The sequence below is a fragment of the Gelidimonas diazotrophica genome (assembly GCF_055694025.1).
Genome location: NZ_CM146349.1, coordinates 560,365 through 585,364 on the forward strand (window position 1 = coordinate 560,365; position 25,000 = coordinate 585,364).

Consider the following 25,000-nt stretch of genomic DNA (forward strand, 5'->3'; position numbering starts at 1 on the left):
AGACTGCGGCCGTTGATCGCGCCCGGGTGCGCTCCACCAAAATCGTACCATTTCGCTCTTAATTGCCTTGCCGGCTGAATCGTTACAAATTTAGAATTAAATAGGGGAGTATCATTAAAAACATGCAAGCTACCGCATGTTTTTAAAGAATTTTTATAAATACACGTCTCTAGTATTTGTAGAGTCTCAAAGCGCTGCGGCAGCGCATGAAAGAGTCCAGCAGCATATTGCTTGGCTGGAGCGTGCACTGTTAAACAGGCTTTTGCGACTTGCCGCCTTCAGGCAATTTCAATTCTGCCGCCCGTTCCTCGACAGGAATGAAGATCGACAACACAGTCCCATTGCCATCGCTGCTATCGATGATCAGTTCACCGCCGAGCGAACTCACGCGTTCCTTGATTCCCCCTATGCCAAACGCGTTTGTTTTTCTTCGGTCGCCCGGATAAATGCCGACGCCATTGTCCTTTACCTGCATGGAAAATGTGCGGTCGTTGCGGCTTAGCGTGACCGCAACCTTGGTCGCCTGCGAATGGCGGGCGATATTGCTCAGCGCTTCCTGCAGGATTCGGAAAATCGTCAGGGTCTGCTCCTCGCCCAGCGCATAACCCAATGTCGCCTCATCGATTGACAGTTCGCAGGCAACCCCGCTGATGCGCTCGAATCCCTTTAGCTGCCATTCGACTGCCGCCTGCAATCCCAATTCCAGTTCGAAAGGCCGCAGGCCGTTGATGATGGATTTGACCGATTTGATGGTGGCGTCCAGATTATTCAGCAGCACACTTACCCGTTGGTGCAGGCGTGTATGGCCATTGGAAGTACGTGCATGCAGGATTGAAATATCAATGCGCAAGGCCAGTAAATTCTGCCCCAGGTCATCATGAATTTCGCGCGCGATGCGTTTGCGCTCTTCTTCCTTGATCTGCTCCCGATGCGTCAACAGCTGATGCAAACTGTTTTTCGATTGCTGCAGCGCATCTTTCAAGCGCAATAGATTGCGCACCCTTAACCACAATTCGGCCCGGTCGACGGGTTTCGTCAAAAAATCTTCGGCCCCGGCATCGAGGCCAGCCAGGCGGGCGCTGCGGTCGATTTGCGCGGTCACCATGATGATCGGAATATCCGACGTGGCAAGGTTGGCTTTGAGTATGCTGGCCACCTGGTAGCCGTCCATGCCCGGCATCATGATGTCGAGCAAAATCAGGTCCGGTGCGCGCTGCGCAATCGAGGCCAGTGCCTCTTCGCCATTGGCGGCGCACAGCGTCAGATAACCTTCGGGCCGCAGCAGCGCTTCGAGCAACTTGCAGTTCCGGGTTTCGTCATCGACGATCAGGATGGTGGCAGGGCTGGTCATGGTGGCGGATGAACGGGATTTGCTGCGCTGGCCGCCTGTGGCAACCCCTGCTCTTTTTTGACCAGGAGGGCATCGATTGCTGCATACAATTCCTGGTAGCGCAACGGTTTGGCGATATACGCGTCGCAACCGGCTACCTGGCTTTTTTCCTGGTCCTCTTTCATCGCCATCGCGGTCAGCGCGATGACGGGAATGGTGGCGGTGGCCGGATCTTGTTTCAGCAGGGCAGTCGCCGCCAAGCCGTCCATGCCGGGCAGCTGGATGTCCATCAGGATCAGGTCGGGCTGGCCGGCGCGCGCCAGCGTCAAGCCGGTTTCGGCATCTACCGCGCACAGCACCGTATGGCCGGCGTTGCGCAGCAGAAGAGAGGCCAGCTTCATGTTCGCCGGGTTGTCTTCAATAATTAATATTTTGGCCATTTTGTGCTCTCTTTTTGTGCTCTCTTTTCGTGCTCTCTCTAATGTGGCAGCAAGGCGCGCCTTACTTCGTCGATAAAACGCGCATGATTGAACTCGGCCTTTTCGACAATATGGATCACCTTGCCCGGATTGCTATTGAGTGCAACGCGGTCTTGCGCGGTGATCTGTTTGGCGGTCACCACCAGGATCGGGATGCGCGCCGTATCGGTATTGCGCTGGAGTGCTTCAACCACATCGAAGCCGCTCACTTCCGGCATCATCAGGTCGAGCAAGATCAAGTCCGGCCGCAGCCGCTGCGCCAGGATGATCGCCTCGCTGCCGCCATACGCGCGCACTACCGCATAGGACGGATTCGGCAAGAATGCGGAAATCACTTCGACTGCTTTGGGGTCGTCGTCTACCACCAGTATCGTGTGGGTGTGCTCCTGGGTTGGATGCAGGCCCAGATTGGCCAGAGATGCTTTCAGTTGGACGCGGCTGATGGGCTTTTGCAATACGGCGGCAGCGCCACCGGCCAGCGCCATGTTGCTATCGGCCAGGCCGGCGACTACCACCACCGGCACGTGGGCCAGGGTATTGTGTTCGCGGATTCGCAGCAGAAACTCCCAGCCATCGATGCCGGGCAACTGAATATCCAGCGTGATCAGGCTGAGGGTGTATTGCGGGGCCAATATGAGAGCGGCCTCGGCGCTGGCAGCGCGCAAGACGGTAAAGCCCTCGGCTTCGAGCAGCAGGCGCACCAGGTCAGCCGCCTGATCGTTGTCCTCGACTACCAGTGCCATGCGCTGCTTGGGATCGGCGGCCGCGATGGCTGCAACCCCGACGCCGGGGCTGTGCGGCAGGGCGGGTGCGGCTTGTTCCGGCGTGCGCAGCGGCAACCAGACGGCGAAGCGCGCCCCTTCGCCCTCGGCACTGGCCACGGCCACCGCGCCCCCATGCAGTTCGGCCAGTTGTTTGACCATCGCCAGACCGAGACCGGTACCCTCGAATTTGCGCGCCAGACTGCTGTCGATTTGACTGAAGGCCTGGAACAATTTCGCCATGTTTTTCTTCGAGATGCCGATGCCGCTGTCGCTGACGCATATTTCGAGAAATTCGTTGTACTCATTGTCGGCCAGGGGGAAGTTGTGCACCGGCCAGGTGCCGGACAGGGTGCCCACGGTACTGCGCGAAACGCGCCGCGCGCGCAAGCTCACGCGCGCACCGTTGGCGCTGAACTTGACGGCATTCGACAGCAGGTTGTAGACAATTTGCTTGGTCTTGCGCATGTCCAACTGGGGGATGCCCAAGTCTTCGCCGGTGTCGAGTTCGAGCTGGATGCGCTGGGCTGCGGCCTTTTCCCGCACGATCGACAGGCTGTTCGACAGCAGGCTGTGCAAGTCGGCCGGCTCCAGTTCGAGTTCCATCATGCCTGCTTCGACCTTGGATAAGTCCAGAATGTCGTTGATCAGGGAAAGCAAGTGCTGCCCGCTGGTGAAAATATCGCCGATGTATTCGTGCTGGGTATCGCTCATCTGGCCCATCAAGCCATCCTTGAGCGCTTCGGAAAAGCCGATGATGGCGTTCAGCGGCGTGCGCAATTCGTGCGACATGGTGGCCAGGAATTCGGACTTCATGCGGCTGGCATGCTCCAACTCGATATTTTTCTCTTGCAAGGTGCGCTCGAAAATCTTGCGCTCGGTCACATCGCGCGCGGCCGCGAATACGCCTTGCAATTTGCCGTCGCGGTCATTGATGGTGGTGGCGTTATAGGACACCACGGTCTCGTGCTCATCCTTGGCGCGTGCGGTGAGTTCGTAGTTGGTGACTTTGCCTTCGCGCAATACTTGCTGGATGCCTTGCTCGGCACGCTCGGGATCGGTGAAGAAGTCCTTGGAGGGCGCGCCGATCAATTCCTCGCGGCTGCACCCGGTGAGCACCATCATCTGCTGGTTCACGTCCGAGATGATGCCTTGCGGATCGGTCGTCATCAGCGCATCGATATTCGATTCGATCAGGGAGCGTGTATAGAATTGCTGGTCGCGCAGTCGTTGATCCTGTGCCGTTTCGGCTTGTTTGCGGGCTGTATTGTCGGTGCCGATCGATAAATAGCCGATGATCTTCTCTTGCGCATCGCGCAGCGCCGTGACCGAGACGATGGCGGGGAAGCGGCTGCCGTCCTTGCGGATTTTGGTCAGCTCGTAAATATCTTCGATGCCACGCGAGGCTTTGAACACCAGCGCTTCAAAACCCGGCGTAATCGGTGTATCAAATTCCAGGCTCAGGGCCGCTGCCCGCACGATCAACTCCTGCTGATCCGACATATCTGCATGCGTGAACTGGTTAACGACATCCGACGCTGCGTAGCCCAGCATGCGCTCGGCGCCGACATTGAAAAGCTGAATCACGCCTTTTTCATCCGTGGCGATGCAGGAGAAGTAGGCGCTATTGAAAATGGCGTCTTGCAAAGCGCCTGTCTTGAGTAGTGTTGTTTGGCGCTGAAGTTCCATGATGCTGTCAGGGCCACCCTGTTTTTCGTCAGCACTATCGCCAGAACCGGTTTTCGGCATAATTTCTTTCATGCAAACAATCACACATTAGTAAAGTAAGCGGCTCGGACAAAAACAGTATGCGACGCCACTGCAGAGCAGACTCATGGATTGCCACTGCGATTAGCGCTGAAACGCGCACAGGCCGGCAGCAAGAATGAGAAGAATTGGAAAAATCGAGAAATCCTGAAAATTTATCAGCCGCTCATACTATATGAGAATTCTGACTATAACCTCTAAATTCTTGCAGATAAAGGTTGAACCGCTGCCGACGGCAAAGCCAGGCGCTGAACCCGCGCCATCGACGCTGCACGCGATGATGTGCTTCTGGTCGCCGTAGTGCAGGCACACCAACGAAAGACTTCATGGATGTGTGCGATCAGCATTGGTTGCAAATAGCCGCAAATAGCGCGCCAATGAACCGGGGCGGGGGCTCTGGCAACTTTGCAGCAACAACGTTATGCCACTGCTTGCGCCGTCCGGCCTAAAATTAAAGTGGGAGTATCACTAAAAAAATGCACTATTCCGCATATTTTTAATGCGTGCATTATAAATACAGTGCCCTAGTATTGACTGCACATGGCTTTCAAGTTGACGATTGTAGTGAAAATGCATCAAAGCGCAGTTCTGGCGATGGCGATCAGGCCATTGGTGGAACTGTCGTGCTGCTGCGGTTGTGCCGCGCCCTGTAGTTCGGATTGGATCTTTTGGGCCAGCACCTTGCCCAGTTCGACGCCCCACTGATCAAAACTGTTGACGCCCCATATCACGCCCTGGACCAAGACTTTGTGCTCGTACAGCGCGATCAGCGCGCCCAGGGTTTTGGGGGTCAGCGCATCCGTCAGAATCGTGTTGCTGGGGCGGTTGCCGGCAAAAGTGCGGTGCGGCGCCAGCGCCGCGATCTGCGCTGGATCGATGTCCTGGGCCTGCATTTCGGCGCGCACTTCTTCTGCGCTCTTGCCGCGCATCAGCGCTTCCGACTGCGCAAAGCAGTTGGCCAGCAGCGCCGCATGGTGCCCCGGCAACTGGTGTTGCGGCTTTAACGCGGCAATGAAATCGACCGGGATCACATCGCTGCCCTGATGCAGCAACTGGAAATACGCATGCTGGCCATTGGTGCCGGCCTGGCCCCAGACCAGCGGGCCGCTTGCGGTTTCCAGTGTGCTGCCATCGAGCGCAACGCTTTTGCCATTGCTTTCCATATCCAGTTGCTGCAAGAAAGCCGGCAACAATTTAAGGTCTTGCAGATAGGGCGCAATCGACAGCGACGTGCAGCCGAGGAAATTGCGGTTCCAAATACCGACCAGCGCCAGCAAAACCGGCATGTTCGATGCTAGCGGCGCGCTGCGGAAATGCTGATCCATCGCGTGCGCGCCTTGCAGGAATTCGACAAAATGGTCGAAGCCGACCGCCAGCGCAACCGGTAGCCCGATTGCCGACCAGACCGAGTAACGGCCGCCGACCCAATCCCAGAACGGGAACATGTTCTCGGGATCGATGCCGAACACTTTGACCGCTGCGGTATTGGTCGACAGCGCCACAAAATGCCGGGCCAGTGCCGCCTCGGTGCAGCCCTGTTGCAGCAGCCAGTTGCGCGCCGAGTGCGCGTTCATCATGGTTTCCAGTGTGGTGAAGGTTTTGGAAGCGATGATGAAGAGCGTGGTTTCCGGATTGCACCTGTTTAGTACCGCATCCAGATCGCAAGCGTCGACATTCGACACAAAGTGCAGCTGCAAGCCGGGTTGTGCAAACGGACGCAAGGCCTGGCACACCGTTCTGGGGCCAAGGTCGGAGCCGCCAATGCCGATGTTGACGATGTCGGTGATGGCGGCGCCGGTGTGGCCCAGCCATTCTCCGCTGCGCACGCGCTGGGTGAAGGCGCGCATCTGATCCAGCACCGCATGCACATCCGCGATTACATCCTGGCCGTCCAGCAACAGTCGGGCGTCGCGTGGTGCGCGCAGCGCGGTATGCAGCACTGCGCGGTTTTCAGTGGTATTGATTTTGGCGCCGGCAAACATCGCTTCGCGCTGTTGTTCCACGCCGCGTTCGCGCGCCAGATCGAGCAGCAAGTGCAGGGTTTCGGCAGTAATCAGATTTTTGGAATAATCCAGCAGCAGGCCGCCGGTCTGGAGCGACATGTCCGCAAAGCGCTGCGGATTCTGCGCGAATAAATCCGGCAGACGCCATTTTTTTGCGCTTGCGCAGTGGGATTGCAGGGCGGCAAAAGAGGTGCTGGCGGTAAGTGGTTGCATGGAAATCCCGATCAAGGTTGCTGGCAGGTGAGTAAAACTCACCCTGAATGTAAAGTAAAAACAGGACGGTAATTTTTACGCATAGTTAGCTATTGACTAAGCTGCCGGCATAAAATTCCTTAGTAATGCTCGGAATGGAATAAATTACCAACCGTCAGCATTTTGATTCAAGCGTCCGCCTGACGGATCGCTGCAGCATGGTGTTATATGTCATATTCGAATAAGCATAGCGTTTAAAAATAGTTGTGCTGCATAAGCTGGCTCGGTACAGTACGCAGCATCTGCCAAATTCCCCCAGTTATAACGCCCATGCAACATGCATCACTGATGCAGCGCCGGATATTCAGCGCTGGTTGCAGTCCCGCATTCAGAAACGAGGTCTAATGAAGCTGTCTTTCGAGAATATACAAAAAAGTTTTTCCGGTCTGCATGTGATCGATAACTTTAGCCGCGACATCGAAGATGGAGAGCTGGTAGCACTGGTCGGCCCGTCCGGTTGCGGCAAATCGACGCTGCTGCACATTGCCGCCGGACTGGAAAAGCCAGGCAGTGGCAGCATCCTGGCAGATGGCCAGCCGATTACAGGTCCGCATCCGCAGCGCACCCTGATGTTCCAGGAAAATGCGCTGTATCCGTGGCTGACGCTGCAGCAAAACGTCGCGCTGGCGCTCGAATTCCAGCAAGTCGACCAACAGGAAGCACGCGTCCAGGCCAACATCTGGCTGGCGAAAGTCAATCTGGAAGGTTTCGAAGCCTATTATCCGCATCAGGTGTCAGGCGGCATGCGGCAACGCGCGGCACTGGCGCGCGCATTCATTTCGCGCCCGCAAGTGCTGTTGCTGGACGAGCCGTTCGGCGCGCTCGATGCGCTGACCCGGATGACTTTGCAGGATGCATTGCGCCAATTGATTCGCGAAGAACGGCCGACCGTTTTGCTGGTCACGCATGACGTCGACGAGGCGCTGTTTCTGGCCGACCGGATTCTGGTGTTTAGCGCACGGCCAGCTACCGTGCTGCGTGAATTCAATCTGGCGCATCACGAAAAAACCCACGACCTGTCCGAGTTTTCAGCGATCCGGCGTCAAATTCTGGGGCTGTTGGGAATCCATGCAGAGCAAGACAATTTTGCAAAATCAATAGAAGAGGCTGGCGTATGAAGTTGTCACGATTATTACTCTCCACCGTAGCGGTATTGGCGCTCAGTAGCCAGGTTCTGGCTGCCGACAAGTTCAAGGTCGGTTACTTGCGCGTGATGGACGATGCGCAGGCGATCGCCGCGCACGAAGGCGGTTTCTACAAGAAACAGGGTCTGGATGTGGAGCTGGTCGAATTCAAATCCGGCACCGATCTGATCAAGGCCATCGTTGGCGGCCAACTCGATACCGGCGTGTTGGGCTTTACCAATGCCGTGGCGTGGGCCTCCAAGGGCGCCAATCTGAAAGTGGTGGGCGGTGCGCAGCATGGCTATCACGCGATTGTGGTGCGCGAAGACTCCGGCATCAAGGATGTCGCCGGCCTGAAAGGCCACTCGCTGGCATCGCAAGCCGAAGGCAGCACCGCCGACACCGTGCTGAAGGGCGTGGTGCTGAAGAATGCCGGGCTGAAAGTGGACGATGTCAACATCATGGGCGTCAGCCCGCAGGTGGCGGTGCAGTCGCTGGTGGGCAAACGGGTCGATGCCGCATTCCTGTTTGAGCCGCAAGCCAGCATTGCGCAACTGATTGCGCCGGTAAAACAAATTTACGAAATCGGCGAAGTCTGGCCTTTCCCGTGCATGGTCGTCATCACTTCCGGCGAGACGCTGGCAAAACGCCGTGCCGAGGTCTGGAAATCGCTTGATGCCCAGCGCGAAGCGATCGATTTGCTGCAAAAGAAACCCGCTGAAGCATCGAAACTGATCGCCTCTTATTTCATTTCCGAGCCCACCCTGAAAACCCTCAAGCGCGGCGACTTGCCGCGTGAAGACGTGATCCGCGATGCCATCAAGAGCCAGACCTTCAGTGCCGCGCTGACCGCCAAGGAACAATTGCGGATGCAGGAAATCGCCAACATCCTGCAACAGCAGGGCGCATTGAAAACCCGCGATGGCAAGCCGTTCGACGTCAAGAGTATTCTCGATCTGTCCTGGCAAAAGGACCGTAAACTATAATCACGCGTTTTTTTAGTTCTAGATGGCCGGCAGCAAGCCGGCCTTCGTATTTTTGAAGTCGCCATGAGTACTCAAATTCGCATTACCGGTTATCGAAAAAAATTCGCCATGATCCTGGCGATTGCCTTCATTCTGCTGATGTGGCAAATCGCTGCATGGTTCTTGCCTGATTTTCTGATGCCGGATGTTCCCACCGTGCTGGTGCGCTTGTGGGAAGAGGTGCAGACGGAACAGTTCCGCACCGCCTTGTGGGGCAGCCTGTCGCGGCTCGGCATCGGTTATGGCGCTGCCTTGTTGCTGGGAATTAGCTTTGGCCTGGTCGGCGCGATACTGTTTTTCTTCCGCGAAGTATTGAAGTCGGCCATCATCATTTTGCAATCGATTCCGTCGATCGCATGGGTGCCGCTGCTGTTGATCCTGATGGGTTTCGGCAGTCTGCCGATTATCATCGTGGTGGCGATTGCGGCATTTTTTCCGGCGGCGCTGTCGGTCATGAATGCAACCGAAAGCGTGCAAAAGGTGCATGTATCGGCGGCGCGCGTGATGGGCGCCACGCGCCGCGACCTGCTCAAGCGAGTTTATCTGCCGGCCGTGATGCCGGAACTGATCACCGGTGCGCAGCTGGCTTTCGGCAATGCATGGCGGGCGCTGATTTCGGCCGAAATGCTGATCGGTTTCGGCAAAGGCCTGGGGCGTTCGCTGGCGTATGCGGGCGAAACTGCCGACATGGTCGGCGTCATGATGAACATCCTGACGATTGCGATTCTGGCCGTCCTGATCGATCAGCTCATCCTGGAAAAAATGAAGCACCGTTTGCTGCGTTATCAATACGTTTAGTTATAAAGTCTGGTCATGGAGTCTGCGATGTCGGTCAAACAGTCATTTCTGCTGCGTACATTGATAGCTGCCATCTTGGGATGCGCCAGCCTCACCGCATTGGCCGCCGGCTTGCCGGAGCGTGCCAAGTTAGCGGTTGGCGTGGGCAGCATCGTGCCGCCTTATGTGGCGGGCACTAAATATCGCACCTCGGAAAGTATCGAAACCATTCTGGCAAAAGAACTTGCAGCGCGCCTGAAAGTGCCGCTGACCACACTGCGCGCAACCACTGCCAATCGCATGCAGTTGCTGGCTAGCGGCAAGGCGGATGTGGTGCTGGCAGCGATTGCCGACACCCATCCGTTACTGCGCAACGCAGCGGTGGTGCCGACCGGTTACACCGCCGCGCCGCTGGCAATCCTGCGCACCGATACCGATATCAAGCAGCCGGAACAGCTCAAAGGACGCACCGTTTGCCTATCCGAAGGCGGCGCTTATGTCGGCAGCATGGCCGCCAAATACGGTGCGATTGAAAAAATCACCAAAGCGCCGGCCGATTCCTTGCTGGCGCTCAGAAGCGGCGCTTGCGACGCTGCCGTGCACGACGATACGATGCTAAATGCACTGCTCAAACTGCCGGAGTGGAAGAAATTTTCAGCCCGTCTGAAAGTCGGGCCGCGCGCAACGCTAGTGCTGATCGCGCCTGCCGGCGACGCCGATACGCTGGCGTTCCTGAAGAAAACTGCGCGTGCGTGGTCGGAAAACAGTTACTGGCCCCAGATCAGGAAAAGATGGGCCAGTGACGTTGCCTTTGAAGTGTATCTGGACCAGAACGTACCGGACTGTCATTGAAAGCGAAGTCAGATCGCACCCGATCAGCAATCAAACATCGCCCGACTTCACAGCAATACAACTTTCCGATTGACTTGATCAATGTGCATCGCGCAATCGATGGTACTCGGCAGGCACCCAAACATAAGCCGTAGCGCTATTCAAACGCACATGTCCTATACCGGGAAAAGGCATGTGCGCCCCAGCAATCCAGATTTTCTGGGACGCAGCTAAAGCAAGAATGCGCCGACGTGTGGCAACCGCTTTTTTCTGATTCCAGTCGAACTCGATGGCGACTTCAGGGTGCTGGAATTGCACCGCAAGACTATGCACAATATCGCCCCAAACAAGCAGACCTTGGCCTTCGGAAGAAACGAGATAAGCGCTGTGCCCTGGTGTATGTCCCGAGGCAGGAATCTCAGTCACGCCGTCCAGTATTTTTTGACCCACATCGAAGATAGTCAGTTTGCCGGCAGCAAGGTAGGGTGCGACGGCATCACGCGACATTTTAAAGAGGGCTTGCTGATCCTTCGGTGCGTTTGCTGCCTTTGTTTCGTTCAGCCAGTAGTCGGCATCAGCCCGGGACACGAAGACTTGGGCATTGGGAAATGTCATCGCGCCCGCTGGCGTTAGAAGGCCACCGGCATGGTCAGGATGCAGATGCGTCAGCAAGATAGTGTCGATTTGTGCCGGTTCGTAGCCTGCGGCGCGCAGGTTTTCCGGCACAAAGCCAAGGTTGGGACCGAATAATTTTGCAGTCCCGGTATCGATCAGAATCAAATTTTTGTCGGTGTGAACAAGATAGGCATTGACTGCAGTCTGGATTGCTTTGGAGTCGGATACAAACGATTGCGCGAGCGAAGACCGAATCGTCTTTTTACTTGCGCCGCTCAGAAGCGAGGAATCGATATCCACAGATCCATCGTACAAAGCGGTAACTTCGAATTTCCCAAGCGCCATTCGAAAATAGCCGGGTGCTTGTTCCTTCTGTTGCGGTAGCGTTTCAGCGAACACTGACGGTGCAGCTGCACTGCCCGCCGCAATGGCGCTGACCATCATGCAAGTCTCAAGAAAATCCCATACGCGTTTGGTAAGTGATTTCATAAACGGAATATCCACCAGCTTCAGATTCTCGCGCCTGAACTTGGAGCGCATTGACCGGTGCATTACTTGTTTGATCAACATGAATTTCCTCTTGAACTATATGAATACATCAGGATATAAGAGAAAATAGATCTTCAGTAAAGACAAATATTCTTTATATTGGAGATCTTTTGGCGTCAATGGAGCGAGTGGTGAGCGATCAACTGCGTGGAGTTGCTGCTTTTGTGCGAGCAGCAGAAGCAGCCAGCTTTGCAGTTGCAGCCGAGCAGATGGGTTTGTCGCGTTCAGCAGTAGGCAAGGCCGTTGCCCGGCTGGAGGAGCGCCTTGGGGTGCGACTATTTCATCGCACGACCCGCAGTTTGAGTTTGACAGACGAAGGCGCGTTGTTCTATGAACGTTGCTCGGGTGCTCTGGCTGAAATCAAGGCAGCTGAACAAAGTTTCGATGCGGGGCAACGTGAACCCATCGGCCGGGTGCGTATTAGCGTGCCGGTTTTACTGGGTCGATACTGCATTGCGCCAATTCTGGTCAATCTGGCACGTGTGCATTCGCAACTGGAAATAGAGGTCGCTTTTACGGACCGCCCGGTTGATCTACTCGAAGATGGCTTTGATCTGGTGGTTCGCGTCGGAACGCTGGCCAATGAGGCGGATCTGAAAGCGCGTCGATTGGGCGCGCAAACCATGATGCTATGTGCGTCGCCTTCTTATCTTCAGACCCGTGACGCGCCTTTGCGGCTGGAACAGATTGCGTCGCATGACACCCTTGCTTATGGCAAGGGGAATAAAGTTGTTCCCTGGTTATTCGCCGATCAGGGACGCCAACACGAAATAAAAACGACTGGGCGGATTCGCTTCGATGATCTGGAAGCCATTGCCGATGCTGCTGTTGCGGGCGGTGGACTGGCTTGGCTGCCATCGTGGTTAATCGCAAACCACCTCCGGTCGGGGCGATTGATTGAGGTGCTCACTGAACTGCGTGGGCCGGCTAGCGATATGTACGCCCTCTGGCCACCTGGACGTTTTTTGCCGATGCGTGTACGCGTTGTGATTGACGCGCTTGCTGAAAAAATTCCGCCGCTACTTGGCTATTTGTAATCAACGACTTAGGCAGATCAGGTGAAACGCTTCGCCATTAACCCGGTACAAGTTCAATTTTGAATGTCTTCCCCAGCGCCGCCGCTGGTATGAATTTTCTTTGCCATCACCGTTTTGGTAAGGCTTCGCGCCTTCATTGTTTCTTCAATTTGCACCGCCAGCACCTTCTCTACCGCAGCGGCGGTGCAACGCTCGTATATCGATTCCTCTTTCAGGAAGTCATCAAAATTTGTTCCAATAGGCATCGGTATTCCTCCTAAAAATCAATCCGGCTTTCAGCCAGGTGCAATGCACATCCTGGGGTGTGGATCGGGTCTTTTTGGTGAAGCCATGCAATATGGTTTTCCTTACGCCGCCAGTTCTTGCAATACTTCGGGATGCCGGAGAGCAATCGTTAGCAGGGTTTGCGCCGCTCCCGATGGGTTGCGTCGTCCCTGCTCCCATTCCTGCAAGGTGCGCACCGATACGCCCAACAGCTTGGCAAACCGACTTTGCGACAGACCCGACTGCATGCGCACAGTCACTACCGGGGATACCGACACCGGCTTGCCTTGCCCGGCTAGCATTTCGTTAATGGATTGTTCCAGTTCTGCGGCCATGTCGCGGGAATCCTCCCAGGCGCGCAACGCTTTATCGCCCATAGGTTTTTTCGATGGCATTTTTCAACTCCTTTAATTTTTCACCGGCGATTGAATCGAATTCGTTCTTTGCGTAAAGGAAGATCAAAATGATTTCCCCATTTGCCAGCCGGTTGTAATAAATTACCCGCACGCCGCCAGATTTCCCGCCGCCTTTTCTGCTCCATCTGACCTTGCGCACGCCGCCGGAACCTTTCACCACGTCGCCAGCTTCAGGGGTTTGCGCCAGATACGCGGCAAATTCCGCTCGCTCTTCCTCGGTCCAATAAGCAGGCCAAAGCCGCTGAAATGTCGGGGTTTCGATAATTGTTAGCATGGGAATATTATACGTCAAAGACGTATTAAATCAACTTGTTGGTGTGCCATTCCCGCGCCAGATTGCCGAAGTATTTGCCGCATTGCCAGCCACAAGCCGCGCCGCTTTTGGCTGGCAATGCACCTTGTTGAGCCTTGCGGGAACAAAAAAGCCGCATCCTCATAGTGAGAAGTGCGGCTTTTGGGATGTTCTGGAGCTGCTTGAAACTTGTAACTGGTCCCCCCGACTGGAATCGGACCAGTATCCCACGCTTAGGAGGCATGTGCACTATCCATTGTGCTACGGGGAGACGTTTAGTGGCGCTGAGTTGCTATTTTTTGCGCTTGCTTGCTCGCAATTGCGTGCGCATTATCGCATCAAACGGCAGCAATTATAGCCGACGTAATTGCCCGGAATCGTGTCTTTTGTCTGGCAATCGGTACAATGCGTGCTTCATTCATCATTTCGGTCGGCGCTTTTGCGGTGCCGCTCAACCATCATCAGGGCATTATGGCAGTCATTTCTCTTTCTAACGCGCAGCTTGCTTTCGGTCATGTAGCTTTACTCGATCATGCTGAATTTTCGTTCGACTCCGCCGAGCGGGTCGGCTTGATCGGCCGCAACGGCACCGGTAAATCTTCCTTGCTTAAGGTCATCGCCGGCACTTCCAAACTGGATGACGGCTTGCTGTCGATGCAGCAGGGGATCAAGGTTGCGTATGTCGAACAGGAACCGCATTTCGAGCCGGATGTGACAGTATTCGATGCAGTCGCTTCAGGCATGGGCGAGATGGCGGCGTTGCTGATGGAGTATGAGGCTTTGACCGGGCAATTTGGCGGTGATGACGATGACGCGTTGATGGAGCGCATGCACGACATTCAGGTCAAGCTGGATGCGGCCGACGCCTGGAGCCTGAACAACAAGGTTGAAACCACGCTGGACCGCCTGAACCTGGAAGGTGGATCAAAAATGGGGACGCTTTCGGGCGGCATGCAAAAGCGCGTGGCGCTGGCTTGCGCGCTGGTCAGCGCACCAGACGTTTTGCTGCTCGACGAGCCGACCAACCATCTCGATTTCAGCTCGATTCTGTGGCTGGAAAGCTTGCTGCGCGACTATAAAGGCAGCGTGCTGTTCATTACCCATGACCGCAGTTTTCTGGACAATGTCGCCACTCGCATCGTCGAACTCGATCGTGGCCGCCTGTTGTCGTTTCCGGGTAATTACACTGCCTACGAAGTGCGCAAGGCCGAGCAATTGGAGATCGAAGAGGTCGAAAACGCCAAATTTGACAAGTTCCTGGCACAGGAAGAAGTCTGGATTCGCAAAGGCGTGAAAGCGCGCCGGGTGCGCGACGAAGGCCGCGTGCGCCGTCTGGAAGCATTGCGTCTGAATCGCGACGCCCGTCGCAATCAGCAAGGGCAGGTCAATCTGGCGGTGTCGTCAGGTGAGCGCTCCGGCAAGATCGTGGCCGAGCTGGAAAATGTATCGAAGAGTTATGGCGACAAGGTCATCGTGCGCGATTTCAGTGCGACTTTGTTGCGTGGCGACAAGATCGGTCTGATCGGCGCCAACGGTGCCGGCAAGACCACGTTGCTGAAAATGATTTTGGGCCAGGAACAGCCGGATTCCGGCAGCATTAAGCAAGGCACCAAGCTGCAAATCGCGTATTTCGACCAGATGCGCACCCAGCTTGACGAGAACGGCAGTCTGGCCGACACCATCGCGCCGGGCAGCGATTGGGTCGAGATCAACGGACAGCGCCGCCATGTGATGACGTATTTGAACGATTTCCTGTTTTCGCCGGAGCGGGCCCGTTCACCGGTCAAATCGCTGTCCGGCGGCGAGCGCAACCGGCTGTTGCTGGCGCGCCTGTTCGCCAAGCCGGCCAATGTGCTGGTGCTGGATGAACCGACCAATGATCTGGATATCGATACGCTGGAGTTGCTGGAAGAGTTGCTGGAAGATTACAAGGGCACGGTATTTCTGGTCAGCCATGACCGCACCTTCCTCGACAATGTGGTGACCGAAGTGATCGTTTCCGAGGGCGATGGCCTGTGGCGCGAATATATCGGCGGCTATAGCGATTGGGAACGCGTGCGGCCGTCGCAGGCGGCAGTCATCAAGGCTGCCAAGGCTGAACTGAAGGCCGAGCCGAAACAGGAAGTGGCAGCGGTTGCGCCGAAGAAAAAGCTCAGTTACAAGGAGCAGCGCGAACTGGAAGAACTGCCGAAGCTGATCGCCAGTCTGGAAGCCGAGCAGAAAACGATTTCCGAGCGTTTGGCCGACCCCGATCTATACAAGCAGCCGGCGGCTGAGGGCAAACGGCTCAATGCGCGCTTTGCCGAGATCGATGCGTTATTGCTGGATGCGCTGGAACAGTGGGAAGTCATCGAGACACGCGCCAAGGGCTAACTCGGTCATTCTTTCATTCTATTATTTGCGGGGAGTATGCATTAAAAGTGCATTACTCCCGCAATTATTTAGTGCGACTAAAAAAATACCGGCATTAGTATTGGCCCTGAATGCCGGTTGCCCGGCAGCAGGAAATCAGCTGGTGCGTTTGCAGGCTTGCCGCAGTCCCGGCAGCCTTTCGCGCAGCGTGTCGGCGTCCGGCGCATACGGTCGTTTGGCCAGATAGGTTTCCAGATCCTGCAGCGCCGGCTGCGGGCGCGACAGGTTGGCATACGCCAGGCCGCGGTCGCGGCGCTCGGTAATGTCTTCCGGCAACAAGATGACCAGCCTTTGCTGCACCGCCAGAAATGCCTCCCAGCTTCTTTCTTCTACCAGGATGGATTTCAGGTTGCGCAACATGCGCGCCAGTATTTCGCGCGGATGGGCTGCGTGTAGATAGTGCGCCAGCGTACTTTTCTGCGGCTCTTCCGCCGGTTCGATATGCGGCAACAGCCGCTCTTCCAGTACCTCTCGCGTCAAACTATTGCCGTTGAGCGGGTCGAGAATGATTTCGCCGCTTGGGACTGACAAGCACATCAGGAAATGTCCAGGAAAAGCTATCCCTTTCATTTCCAGGCCGATTTGCTGCGCCACTTCCATGAAGAGTATGGCCAGAGAAATCGGAATCCCGCGTCGCGTTGCGATAACTTGCGGCATGAGGCTGTTGCCGATGTCGTAAAAATGGTTGACGTTGCCGCCAAAGCCCAATTCACCGTAGAAATACTGATTGAGCAAGCGCAACTTTTGAATATCGGTCATATCCGGCGCCAGCCGTCGCTGCAAGGTGGCGGCAAAGCTATCGACCGCGGCTTGGGTGGCGTCAAAATCAAGCCGTTCATCGATACCCTGCGCGACGGCGAGCGCCGCCTCGAACAGCGGAATCGCATCGTCCTGACTGACCAAGGTGGCAAAGTAATCGAGCGGCTGAATCATCATTGGACTATTTTGCCAGTAATCACGTTATTCGGCTGCAAGCGGGTTGGTATTTACAGCGCGATTCGCTTGAAATCCCTGAACCGAAAGCCCATCGCCAGCAACGCGCTGAAGTAGGTCGCGACGCACAGGCTAATGACCAGGAACAGGGCGCCGATGCGCATCAGCGGATGCGCCTTCAAGCCCATCCAGTCGACTTGCGCGGCGCTCCAGAGCGCGACCCCGGCCAGCAGAAACAGGGCGCCGACAAGACGGATCATAAACAGTCCCCAGCCTTCTTTGGGCGTGTAGATTTTGCGCCGGCGCAGGCCGAAATACAGTAACAGCGCGTTCAAGCAGGCGGCCAGGCCGATCGACAGTGCCAGTCCGGCATGCGCAATCCACGGCACGAAAAGCAGGTTCATCAACTGGGTGGCGATCAAGACGCCGACGGCAATCTTGACCGGCGTGCGGATGTCCTGTTTGGCATAAAATCCAGGCGCCAGGATTTTGACCAGAATCAGGCCGATCAGGCCGACGCCGTAAGCCACCAGCGCATTGCCTGTCATGGCGACATCGCGCGCGGCGAACTTGCCATAATGAAATAGCGTCGCCGTCAGCGGTTCGGCCAAGGTTAATAGCCCCACTGCGGCCGGCAATGCGAGCAGGAAAGTGAGCCGCAAGCCCCAGTCCAGCAGCGCCGAATATTCGACTTTATCGCCATCGGAATTGGCTTTCGACAGACTCGGCAGCAAGATCGTGCCGAGCGCCACGCCCAGTAGCGCGGTGGGGAATTCCATCAGGCGATCCGCATAAGACAGCCATGAAACGCTGCCGTTGGCCATGCGGGAAGCGATATTAGTATTGATCATCAGGCTGATTTGCGCCACTGACACCGCAAAAGTCGCCGGCACCATCTGTTTGAGTACCCGCCGCACGCCCGCATCGCGCAGACAAAATACCGGATTGAGCGAGATGCGCGGCAGCATGCCGATTTTCAGCAGCGCCGGGATTTGCACCGCCAGTTGCAATATGCCGCCGACAAACACCGCAATCGCCAGTGCGTACACCGGTTGCTTCAACATCGGCGCCAAGAATAGCGAAGCGACGATGAAAGACAGATTCAGCAACACCGGCGTCAGGGCAGGAATCTTGAATTCGCGCCAGGTATTGAGGATGCCGCCAGACAGCGCCACCAGCGACATGAAGCCGATATACGGAAACATGATGCGCGTCATCATGACCGAGACATCAAACACTTGCGCATTGGATTTCAAGCCGGTGGCAATCAGATACACCACCGCAGGCGCTGCCAAAATACCGACGATGCAGGTAATGAGCAACGTCCAGGTCAGCACGGTGGCGACATGATCGATCAGTTCCCTGGTTGGCTGATCGCCTTTCTGGTTCTTGTATTCAGCCAGAATCGGTACAAACGCCTGGGAAAAGGCACCTTCCGCAAACAGTCGGCGCAGCAGATTGGGAATGCGGAAAGCGACGAAAAACGCATCTGTATAAGCAGAAGCGCCGAACGCGCGTGCGATCAGAAACTCGCGCAGCAGACCTGTCACGCGGGATAGCATCGTCATGCCCGATACGGTGGCAAGTGTTTTAAGCAAGTTCATGGGCCGGAATTATAGCCGCTCAGAGCATTGCAACCTGTAGCAAGCGCTTCCTATACACTGCTGTTCCAGCAAATGCTACTTGATTTGTTGTGGTGCGCCAGCATCGATTTGCTCGTTTAAAAAAATACCGCTATAATGCGTGGCTTCACAGAATTTTTATCTCGCAACACTCAGGTTTGCGAACGCACTTTGACCTTGTTTTAGGAAATACTCATGGCAAATACAGCACAAGCACGCAAGCGCGCTCGTCAAGCAGTCAAACTGAACGCGCATAATTCCAGCCAGCGTTCCACATTGCGTACAGCAATCAAAGCTGTTCGCAAGGCAATTGCTGCAGGCGACAAAGTAGCTGCAGCCGCAATCTATCAATCGTCTATTTCAACGATCGACCGCATTGCAGACAAAAAAATCATTCACAAAAACAAGGCTGCACGCCATAAGAGCCGTCTTGCTGCAGCTCTGAAAGCACTAGCTTAATTAGTTTTCCATTGTTCCGGCCTGCGCTGGAAGCAATGTGCTTGATTGATTGAAAAACCCGCTTGATTTTGTCGCGCGGGTTTTTTCGTCGTTGCTATATCTTTCGGTAAGCAGGCTCAGTTCGGGACTAATCCACTTATTACGCTGCCGGGTTTGACATTTTTCTGCTTGAACCAACCCTGGTTCATTTCCAGCGCATAGCGAACGGCTTTTTTTGCGCAATGCGAATTGGTGGTTTGTGGTTGCATATCCTCGATATTGACAATTTTTCCACTGCTGTCAATGAACGCAACCGAGAGTGGAATCAAGGTGTTTTTCATCCACATGCAAACGCCTGCGGGTGCCTCGAAGTCGAATATCATTCCTTCGTTGCTGGCCATTTTTTCACGAAACATCAAACCCTGTTGACGCTCGGCCTCATTGGCGGCGACTTCCGCCTTGATTGCATACATTCCGGCACTTAGCGTAGTGCTGCGAAACTTTTGCGTTTGCTGCGCGTATGCGGGTGTTGCGGGTATCGCAACGCAGACCAAAAAAGCGCTAAAAAGCCCAATGCACTGACGCGTCTGCCTGTTCATGTTGAAATTCCTTGGCTGAAAAGAAGATACGCATTTTGACGTAAAAAGGCTCGGTACATCGGGCCTTTTACAATTTTCATCTAAAAATTATCGTATTTCAGCAGGCGATACCGTGCGCCATTCTCCAGGCATAAGTGGATGGGATTGCAGGGAAATGTTACCAATGGCGATGCGCACCAACCTAAGAGTGGGCAGGCCAACCGCTGCTGTCATTCGTCGAATCTGACGATTCTTGCCTTCGGATAGCGTGATGGACAGCCAGCTAGTCGGATGATTGTTGCGTTCCCGTATCGGCGGATTGCGCGGCCATAGCCATTCAGGCTGATAAATTTTCCTGACAATACACGGTTGGGTAACGAAGTCCCCGAGATTAAGCGGATAGCGTAAGCGCGCCAGTATGGTGGGGTCGGGCGTACCTTCTACCTGGACGATATAAGTTTTCGGTTGTTTATGATCCGGGTGGCTGATATCGTGCTGAAGCTTGCCGTCATCCGTGAGCAGCAGCAATCCCTCGCTATCGGCATCCAGTCGACCGGCCGGGTAGACGTTCGGAATGTCGAGATAATCGGCCAGTGTTTGGCGTGTCGGATGCGTAGAAAACTGGCACATCACTTGAAACGGTTTGTTGAATAATATAAGTGGCATGCTGCTAGTGTCGCAAAAACATGGCATCAAGTAAAATACAAGCGCATAATATGAAATTCTAGTCTTATGTCTTATATAAGACATAATCAAGATACATTCGATTAATTGCAAAAGTCAGCAGTATTCAGATGTTCACATAGAGTGATGTACGCTCTTTTTCGCCTCAACTTCGGAGACAACGATGTATCAACATATCAAAGTTCCAGCCGACGGCAAGAAAATTACCGTCAATGCCAATTTTTCATTGACCGTTCCAGATAACCCGATTATTCCTTATATCGAAGGCGACGGTACTGGTGTTGATATCAGTCCAGTGATGATCAAGGTAATTGACGCTGCTGTCGCCAAAGCATACGACGGCAAGCGCAAGATCAACTGGATGGAAATCTATGCTGGCGAAAAAGCGACGCAGGTATATGGTCCGGACGTATGGCTGCCAGAAGAAACGCTGCAGGTTCTGAAGGACTTCGTAGTCTCGATCAAGGGTCCATTGACCACGCCGGTTGGCGGCGGCATTCGCTCACTGAATGTGGCAATGCGCCAAGCGCTGGATCTGTATGTTTGCCTGCGCCCAGTGCGTTATTTCACTGGTGTGCCTTCGCCAGTGCGTGAACCGCAAAAGACCGATATGGTGATTTTCCGGGAAAACTCGGAAGACATTTATGCCGGGATCGAATTCCAGGCAGGTACGGATGAAGCCAAGAAAATAATCGATTTCCTGATCAATGAAATGGGCGTCACGAAAATTCGTTTCCCGAATACTTCCGGGATCGGCATCAAGCCGGTGTCCAGCGAAGGTACCGAGCGTCTGGTGCGAAAGGCAATCCAGTATGCAATTGACAATGACAAGCCATCTGTGACGATTGTGCACAAAGGCAACATCATGAAATACACCGAAGGCGGCTTCCGCGACTGGGCTTATGCCTTGGCGCAAAAAGAATTTGGCGCCGAACTAATCGATGGCGGCCCATGGTGCAAATTCAAAAATCCGAAGACCGGCAAAGACATCGTCGTCAAGGATTCGATTGCAGATGCATTCCTGCAGCAGATTCTGTTGCGTCCCGCCGAGTACAGCGTCATTGCGACATTGAACCTGAACGGCGACTTCATCTCGGACGCACTGGCGGCTCAGGTCGGTGGTATCGGAATTGCTCCGGGTGCCAATCTGTCGGATTCAATTGCAATGTTTGAAGCGACTCACGGTACCGCACCAAAATACGCAGGAAAAGATTATGTTAATCCTGGTTCACTGATCTTGTCGGCAGAAATGATGTTGCGCCATATGGGCTGGTTGGAAGCGGCGGATCTGATCATCGCTTCGATGCAAAAATCGATTGCATCGAAAAAAGTTACATACGACTTTGCCCGTCTGATGGAAGGCGCCACTCAGATGTCTTGCTCCGGTTTTGGCGACGTCATGATTGAAAATATGTAAATTGCACTACCGCCGTTAATGATGAATAGTTATTAGCGTCACACATCAAAAGGCCGGATTAAATCCGGCCTTTTTTCATTGGGTGCAGCGGGTTTTCTCGAAGATTGCCGCATGTTCTGTCATCTATGGGCGAAAAAAAACCCTGCAATGCAGGGTTTTCCGAAAACTTTTTTAATCCAAAAATTATGCAGCCTGGATATTTGAAGCTTGCTTGCCTTTAGGGCCTTGCGTGACTTCGAACTGAACTTTTTGACCTTCTTTGAGGGTCTTGAATCCGTTCATGTTAATTGCGGAAAAGTGCGCAAACAGATCTTCTCCACCATCATCTGGAGTGATAAAGCCGAAGCCTTTAGAATCGTTGAACCACTTGACTGTACCTGTTGCCATAATGCATCTTTCAAATAAAAAAAATCACACGAGTCATAAAGCAAGAAACATCAAAATTGCTGCTTCAAACTAAGTACCCACTTATATATTGACAAGAAAATTTTCTTTCCTTGCAATAAATACTATTGTTCTCGGAAAAAAATTTATGGTCAAGCGATTTTTAATCGGTAAACATATTTTATTGCGCTAGATCGAACAAAATGCTCTTGATTTGATCTTTGCAGGTGCCATCTGCGAACAGGAAAGAAACCGCGTAATATCGAAAGAAATGAATACTGGACGTCGGTTATGACGCGTTGTATCTGAAGTCGAACGGATTAAGAATAGACGCATGGCCATTAAGCATGAAAACAGTACGCTCATCGAGCAGCGTGAACAGAAATTAAAGGCACCATCTATGTATCAGGTGTTATTGCTCAATGACGATTACACACCGATGGAGTTTGTGGTTGCGATTATTCAGGAGTATTTCAACAAGGATCGCGAGACCGCGACGCATTTGATGCTCAAGGTCCATCGCGACGGTAAAGCGGTATGTGGCGTATATTCGAAAGACATAGCGTCGACTAAAGTGGATCTTGTTTTAACGCATGCCCGTAAAGCGGGGCATCCCCTGCAATGCGTGATGGAGGAAGTATGATTGCCCAGGATTTGGAAGTAAGTTTGCACATGGCTTTTGTCGAAGCCCGTCAGGCACGACATGAGTTCATCACTGTCGAGCATCTGTTGCTCGCGCTGCTGGACAATCCATCTGCAGCAGAAGTATTGCGTGCGTGTGCAGTCAGTATCGACGACTTGCGCAAAACACTGTCCAATTTTGTCGCCGACAATACGCCGACGGTGGCGGGTACGAGCGAAGTTGACACGCAGCCGACGCTAGGTTTCCAGCGGGTGATTCAGCGTGCAATCATGCACGTCCAGTCTGCCTCAAACGGCAAGAATGAGGTTACTGGCGCCAATGTTTTGGTCGCCATTTTCGGTGAGAAAGATTCGCACGCAGTCTATTATCTGCATCAACAAGGCGTCACGCGCCTCGATGTTGTGAATTTCATTTCGCACGGGGTGCGCAAGGATCAGCAATCCGATCCGCAAAAGCCGTCGGAAAGTGCAGATGAAGTGCACACGGAAGGGCAGCAGAAAGAAAGCCCGCTCGACCAATATACGCAGAATCTTAATAAGGCTGCTGCCGAAGGGCGGATCGATCCCCTTATTGGACGGGAAGCGGAGATCGATCGCGTGATTCAGATCTTGTGCCGCCGCCGCAAGAACAACCCGCTGCTGGTGGGCGAGGCCGGCGTCGGCAAGACCGCGATTGCCGAGGGTTTGGCGTGGCGCATCACGCAAGGCAATGTGCCCGAAATCCTGAACAGCGGTATTGTCTATTCGCTCGATATGGGGGCTTTGCTGGCCGGGACCAAGTATCGCGGCGACTTTGAACAACGCCTGAAGGCAGTGCTCAAGCAGCTCAAGGACAATCCGAACGGCATTTTGTTTATCGACGAGATTCATACCATCATCGGTGCTGGTTCGGCTTCTGGTGGCACGCTTGACGCCTCCAACCTGCTCAAGCCGGCGCTTGCCAATGGTCAGTTGAAATGTATTGGCGCCACCACATACACAGAATTTCGCGGCATCTTCGAGAAAGATCATGCGCTGTCGCGGCGCTTCCAGAAAGTGGATGTAAATGAGCCGACCGTGGAGCAAACGGTGCAAATTCTACGTGGCTTGAAATCCCGTTTCGAGGAACATCATGGGGTCAAGTATTCGGCTTCTGCGCTGACCACTGCAGCGGAATTGTCAGCGCGCTTCATCAATGACCGTCATCTGCCCGATAAGGCGATCGACGTGATCGATGAAGCCGGTGCGGCGCAGCGCATTCTGCCCAAATCAAAGCAGAAAAAAATCATCGGCAAGGCGGAAATCGAGGACATCATTTCCAAAATTGCCCGCATTCCGCCGCAATCGGTCAACCAGGATGATCGCAGCAAGCTGCAGACGATTGACCGCGACCTGAAGAATGTGGTGTTCGGCCAGGAACCGGCAATTGAAGCGTTGGCTTCCGCCATCAAGATGGCGCGTGCCGGTTTGGGCAAGACCGACAAGCCGATTGGTTCATTCCTGTTTTCCGGTCCTACTGGTGTAGGCAAGACCGAGGTCGCCAAGCAGTTGGCTTTCGTTCTCGGTATCGATATGATCAGGTTCGATATGTCGGAATACATGGAACGCCATGCGGTTAGCCGGCTGATCGGCGCGCCGCCGGGCTACGTCGGCTTTGATCAGGGCGGCTTGTTGACCGAAGCGATCACCAAGAAACCACATTCCGTGTTGTTGCTGGACGAAATTGAAAAGGCGCATCCCGATATTTTCAATATCCTGCTGCAGGTAATGGACCATGGCACGCTGACTGATAATAATGGCCGCAAAGCGGATTTCCGCAATGTGATCATCATCATGACCACCAATGCAGGGGCCGAAAGCCTGCAAAAACGGTCGATCGGTTTTACCGAGAAAAAAGAGGCCGGCGATGAAATGATCGACATCAAGCGCATGTTTTCGCCTGAATTCCGCAACCGCCTGGATGCGATCATCAGTTTCCGCGCCTTGGACGAAGAAATCATCTTGCGCGTGGTAGACAAGTTCCTGATGCAACTGGAAGAGCAATTGCACGAGAAGAAAGTGGAAGCGATTTTCACCGAAGACTTGCGCAAGTTCCTGGCCAAGAAGGGTTTCGATCCGCAGATGGGCGCACGGCCGATGGCGCGTTTGATCCAGGATCTGATACGCAAGGCCTTGGCCGATGAATTGCTGTTCGGAAAATTGGTTAGCGGCGGCCGCGTGACAGTCGACTTGGATGACAAGGAGCAGATCAGCTTGAGCTATCCGGAAGAAGGTGATCCGGTTCCGCCACCGGCGCCATCACTGGCCACGGAACTCGAATGATTTTATAGCCGTAAATCAATACTAAAAAACCCGAACTGCCACCAACAGTTCGGGTTTTTTTATCGGT

The 25,000-nt window shown here is 54.3% G+C and carries 23 protein-coding genes and 1 tRNA gene; 10 read left to right on the top strand and 14 right to left on the bottom strand.

The genetic code is table 11. The features are described from left to right. Positions 1–250: 250 nt before the first annotated feature. The 4 genes from KGFNPO_RS02655 to pgi all read right to left on the bottom strand — a co-directional run bounded on the left by KGFNPO_RS02655 (position 251) and on the right by pgi (position 6,553). Complete coding sequence (locus KGFNPO_RS02655) at positions 251–1,351, bottom strand: response regulator (RefSeq protein ID WP_472632976.1); 1,101 nt, start codon at positions 1,349–1,351, stop codon at positions 251–253. Continuing rightward, positions 1,348–1,770 (bottom strand): response regulator, encoded by a 423-nt coding sequence (locus KGFNPO_RS02660; RefSeq protein WP_472632977.1) that lies wholly within the window; start codon positions 1,768–1,770, stop codon positions 1,348–1,350. Before KGFNPO_RS02660 ends, KGFNPO_RS02655 begins: the two co-directional genes overlap by 4 nt. A gap of 38 nt (positions 1,771–1,808) precedes the next feature. Continuing rightward, the gene (locus KGFNPO_RS02665; protein ID WP_472632978.1) at positions 1,809–4,331 is read right to left on the bottom strand and encodes a hybrid sensor histidine kinase/response regulator; all 2,523 of its coding nucleotides are present in this window, start codon (positions 4,329–4,331) and stop codon (positions 1,809–1,811) included. Between the two features lie 581 nt (positions 4,332–4,912). After that, positions 4,913–6,553 carry a glucose-6-phosphate isomerase gene (gene pgi, locus KGFNPO_RS02670; RefSeq protein ID WP_472632979.1) on the bottom strand — a complete coding sequence of 547 codons (1,641 nt, stop codon included), beginning with the start codon at positions 6,551–6,553 and terminating at the stop codon, positions 4,913–4,915. Between the two features lie 383 nt (positions 6,554–6,936). Between pgi and KGFNPO_RS02675 the strand changes: the two genes are divergently transcribed. From KGFNPO_RS02675 to KGFNPO_RS02690, 4 genes are all read left to right on the top strand, one after another. Further along, positions 6,937–7,710 carry an ABC transporter ATP-binding protein gene (locus KGFNPO_RS02675; RefSeq protein ID WP_472632980.1) on the top strand — a complete coding sequence of 258 codons (774 nt, stop codon included), beginning with the start codon at positions 6,937–6,939 and terminating at the stop codon, positions 7,708–7,710. Further along, positions 7,707–8,702, top strand: coding sequence for an ABC transporter substrate-binding protein (locus tag KGFNPO_RS02680; protein WP_472632981.1), 996 nt, complete (start codon positions 7,707–7,709; stop codon positions 8,700–8,702). Before KGFNPO_RS02675 ends, KGFNPO_RS02680 begins: the two co-directional genes overlap by 4 nt. Positions 8,703–8,765: 63 nt before the next feature. Further along, complete coding sequence (locus KGFNPO_RS02685) at positions 8,766–9,539, top strand: ABC transporter permease (protein WP_472632982.1); 774 nt, start codon at positions 8,766–8,768, stop codon at positions 9,537–9,539. Positions 9,540–9,566: 27 nt separating this feature from the next. Further along, positions 9,567–10,370 carry a transporter substrate-binding domain-containing protein gene (locus tag KGFNPO_RS02690; RefSeq protein WP_472632983.1) on the top strand — a complete coding sequence of 268 codons (804 nt, stop codon included), beginning with the start codon at positions 9,567–9,569 and terminating at the stop codon, positions 10,368–10,370. Positions 10,371–10,448: 78 nt separating this feature from the next. On the opposite strand, the gene KGFNPO_RS02695 is transcribed toward KGFNPO_RS02690, so the two are convergent. Then, positions 10,449–11,534 (bottom strand): MBL fold metallo-hydrolase, encoded by a 1,086-nt coding sequence (locus KGFNPO_RS02695; protein WP_472632984.1) that lies wholly within the window; start codon positions 11,532–11,534, stop codon positions 10,449–10,451. Between the two features lie 110 nt (positions 11,535–11,644). Between KGFNPO_RS02695 and KGFNPO_RS02700 the strand changes: the two genes are divergently transcribed. Beyond that, positions 11,645–12,550 carry a LysR family transcriptional regulator gene (locus tag KGFNPO_RS02700; protein ID WP_472632985.1) on the top strand — a complete coding sequence of 302 codons (906 nt, stop codon included), beginning with the start codon at positions 11,645–11,647 and terminating at the stop codon, positions 12,548–12,550. Between the two features lie 53 nt (positions 12,551–12,603). Here KGFNPO_RS02700 and KGFNPO_RS02705 read toward each other — a convergent pair whose 3' ends face one another. From KGFNPO_RS02705 to KGFNPO_RS02720, 4 genes are all read right to left on the bottom strand, one after another. Next, a complete protein-coding gene (locus KGFNPO_RS02705) occupies positions 12,604–12,795 on the bottom strand; it encodes a hypothetical protein (RefSeq protein WP_472632986.1) in 192 nt (63 codons plus the stop codon). Positions 12,796–12,897: 102 nt separating this feature from the next. Further along, on the bottom strand, positions 12,898–13,209 hold the full coding sequence (locus tag KGFNPO_RS02710) for a helix-turn-helix domain-containing protein (protein ID WP_472632987.1): 312 nt from the start codon (positions 13,207–13,209) through the stop codon (positions 12,898–12,900). Beyond that, the gene (locus KGFNPO_RS02715) at positions 13,181–13,504 is read right to left on the bottom strand and encodes a type II toxin-antitoxin system RelE/ParE family toxin (RefSeq protein WP_472632988.1); all 324 of its coding nucleotides are present in this window, start codon (positions 13,502–13,504) and stop codon (positions 13,181–13,183) included. Before KGFNPO_RS02715 ends, KGFNPO_RS02710 begins: the two co-directional genes overlap by 29 nt. Positions 13,505–13,718: 214 nt before the next feature. Continuing rightward, positions 13,719–13,793 (bottom strand) — tRNA-Arg (locus KGFNPO_RS02720). A 200-nt stretch (positions 13,794–13,993) separates the two neighbouring features. Between KGFNPO_RS02720 and KGFNPO_RS02725 the strand changes: the two genes are divergently transcribed. After that, positions 13,994–15,895: an ATP-binding cassette domain-containing protein gene (locus KGFNPO_RS02725; protein WP_472634372.1), complete on the top strand. Its 1,902-nt coding sequence runs from the start codon at positions 13,994–13,996 to the stop codon at positions 15,893–15,895. A gap of 135 nt (positions 15,896–16,030) precedes the next feature. Here KGFNPO_RS02725 and KGFNPO_RS02730 read toward each other — a convergent pair whose 3' ends face one another. Further along, positions 16,031–16,870 carry a SirB1 family protein gene (locus KGFNPO_RS02730; protein ID WP_472632989.1) on the bottom strand — a complete coding sequence of 280 codons (840 nt, stop codon included), beginning with the start codon at positions 16,868–16,870 and terminating at the stop codon, positions 16,031–16,033. Positions 16,871–16,920: 50 nt separating this feature from the next. Beyond that, positions 16,921–18,471: a murein biosynthesis integral membrane protein MurJ gene (murJ, locus tag KGFNPO_RS02735; RefSeq protein WP_472632990.1), complete on the bottom strand. Its 1,551-nt coding sequence runs from the start codon at positions 18,469–18,471 to the stop codon at positions 16,921–16,923. Between the two features lie 213 nt (positions 18,472–18,684). Between murJ and rpsT the strand changes: the two genes are divergently transcribed. After that, positions 18,685–18,948, top strand: coding sequence for a 30S ribosomal protein S20 (rpsT, locus tag KGFNPO_RS02740; RefSeq protein WP_472614644.1), 264 nt, complete (start codon positions 18,685–18,687; stop codon positions 18,946–18,948). A 116-nt stretch (positions 18,949–19,064) separates the two neighbouring features. Here rpsT and KGFNPO_RS02745 read toward each other — a convergent pair whose 3' ends face one another. Together KGFNPO_RS02745 and KGFNPO_RS02750 are read right to left on the bottom strand one after the other, a co-directional pair. After that, positions 19,065–19,526 (bottom strand): DUF192 domain-containing protein, encoded by a 462-nt coding sequence (locus KGFNPO_RS02745; protein ID WP_472632991.1) that lies wholly within the window; start codon positions 19,524–19,526, stop codon positions 19,065–19,067. 87 nt (positions 19,527–19,613) lie between these two features. Beyond that, positions 19,614–20,171, bottom strand: coding sequence for a pseudouridine synthase (locus tag KGFNPO_RS02750; RefSeq protein ID WP_472632992.1), 558 nt, complete (start codon positions 20,169–20,171; stop codon positions 19,614–19,616). A gap of 181 nt (positions 20,172–20,352) precedes the next feature. Between KGFNPO_RS02750 and icd the strand changes: the two genes are divergently transcribed. Beyond that, positions 20,353–21,606: an NADP-dependent isocitrate dehydrogenase gene (icd, locus tag KGFNPO_RS02755; protein ID WP_472632993.1), complete on the top strand. Its 1,254-nt coding sequence runs from the start codon at positions 20,353–20,355 to the stop codon at positions 21,604–21,606. Positions 21,607–21,789: 183 nt separating this feature from the next. On the opposite strand, the gene cspE is transcribed toward icd, so the two are convergent. Beyond that, positions 21,790–21,993 carry a transcription antiterminator/RNA stability regulator CspE gene (gene cspE / locus KGFNPO_RS02760; RefSeq protein WP_010395943.1) on the bottom strand — a complete coding sequence of 68 codons (204 nt, stop codon included), beginning with the start codon at positions 21,991–21,993 and terminating at the stop codon, positions 21,790–21,792. A 331-nt stretch (positions 21,994–22,324) separates the two neighbouring features. Between cspE and clpS the strand changes: the two genes are divergently transcribed. After that, complete coding sequence (clpS, locus tag KGFNPO_RS02765) at positions 22,325–22,633, top strand: ATP-dependent Clp protease adapter ClpS (RefSeq protein ID WP_472614648.1); 309 nt, start codon at positions 22,325–22,327, stop codon at positions 22,631–22,633. Next, positions 22,630–24,933 carry an ATP-dependent Clp protease ATP-binding subunit ClpA gene (clpA, locus tag KGFNPO_RS02770; RefSeq protein ID WP_472632994.1) on the top strand — a complete coding sequence of 768 codons (2,304 nt, stop codon included), beginning with the start codon at positions 22,630–22,632 and terminating at the stop codon, positions 24,931–24,933. The genes clpS and clpA overlap by 4 nt, the downstream gene beginning before the upstream one ends. The last annotated feature ends 67 nt before the right edge of the window (positions 24,934–25,000 follow it).

Coding starts and splice junctions, on each gene's coding strand:
- KGFNPO_RS02725 (WP_472634372.1), top strand. CDS start 13,994: ATGGCAGTCATTTCTCTTTCTAACGCGCAGCTTGCTTTCGGTCATGTA.
- KGFNPO_RS02655 (WP_472632976.1), bottom strand. CDS start 1,351: ATGACCAGCCCTGCCACCATCCTGATCGTCGATGACGAAACCCGGAAC.
- KGFNPO_RS02745 (WP_472632991.1), bottom strand. CDS start 19,526: ATGAACAGGCAGACGCGTCAGTGCATTGGGCTTTTTAGCGCTTTTTTG.
- KGFNPO_RS02675 (WP_472632980.1), top strand. CDS start 6,937: ATGAAGCTGTCTTTCGAGAATATACAAAAAAGTTTTTCCGGTCTGCAT.
- clpS (WP_472614648.1), top strand. CDS start 22,325: ATGGCCATTAAGCATGAAAACAGTACGCTCATCGAGCAGCGTGAACAG.
- KGFNPO_RS02680 (WP_472632981.1), top strand. CDS start 7,707: ATGAAGTTGTCACGATTATTACTCTCCACCGTAGCGGTATTGGCGCTC.
- pgi (WP_472632979.1), bottom strand. CDS start 6,553: ATGCAACCACTTACCGCCAGCACCTCTTTTGCCGCCCTGCAATCCCAC.
- KGFNPO_RS02715 (WP_472632988.1), bottom strand. CDS start 13,504: ATGCTAACAATTATCGAAACCCCGACATTTCAGCGGCTTTGGCCTGCT.
- KGFNPO_RS02705 (WP_472632986.1), bottom strand. CDS start 12,795: ATGCCTATTGGAACAAATTTTGATGACTTCCTGAAAGAGGAATCGATA.
- KGFNPO_RS02710 (WP_472632987.1), bottom strand. CDS start 13,209: ATGCCATCGAAAAAACCTATGGGCGATAAAGCGTTGCGCGCCTGGGAG.
- KGFNPO_RS02685 (WP_472632982.1), top strand. CDS start 8,766: ATGAGTACTCAAATTCGCATTACCGGTTATCGAAAAAAATTCGCCATG.
- KGFNPO_RS02750 (WP_472632992.1), bottom strand. CDS start 20,171: ATGCCACTTATATTATTCAACAAACCGTTTCAAGTGATGTGCCAGTTT.
- clpA (WP_472632994.1), top strand. CDS start 22,630: ATGATTGCCCAGGATTTGGAAGTAAGTTTGCACATGGCTTTTGTCGAA.
- murJ (WP_472632990.1), bottom strand. CDS start 18,471: ATGAACTTGCTTAAAACACTTGCCACCGTATCGGGCATGACGATGCTA.
- cspE (WP_010395943.1), bottom strand. CDS start 21,993: ATGGCAACAGGTACAGTCAAGTGGTTCAACGATTCTAAAGGCTTCGGC.
- KGFNPO_RS02695 (WP_472632984.1), bottom strand. CDS start 11,534: ATGTTGATCAAACAAGTAATGCACCGGTCAATGCGCTCCAAGTTCAGG.
- icd (WP_472632993.1), top strand. CDS start 20,353: ATGTATCAACATATCAAAGTTCCAGCCGACGGCAAGAAAATTACCGTC.
- rpsT (WP_472614644.1), top strand. CDS start 18,685: ATGGCAAATACAGCACAAGCACGCAAGCGCGCTCGTCAAGCAGTCAAA.
- KGFNPO_RS02660 (WP_472632977.1), bottom strand. CDS start 1,770: ATGGCCAAAATATTAATTATTGAAGACAACCCGGCGAACATGAAGCTG.
- KGFNPO_RS02690 (WP_472632983.1), top strand. CDS start 9,567: ATGTCGGTCAAACAGTCATTTCTGCTGCGTACATTGATAGCTGCCATC.
- KGFNPO_RS02730 (WP_472632989.1), bottom strand. CDS start 16,870: ATGATGATTCAGCCGCTCGATTACTTTGCCACCTTGGTCAGTCAGGAC.
- KGFNPO_RS02665 (WP_472632978.1), bottom strand. CDS start 4,331: ATGAAAGAAATTATGCCGAAAACCGGTTCTGGCGATAGTGCTGACGAA.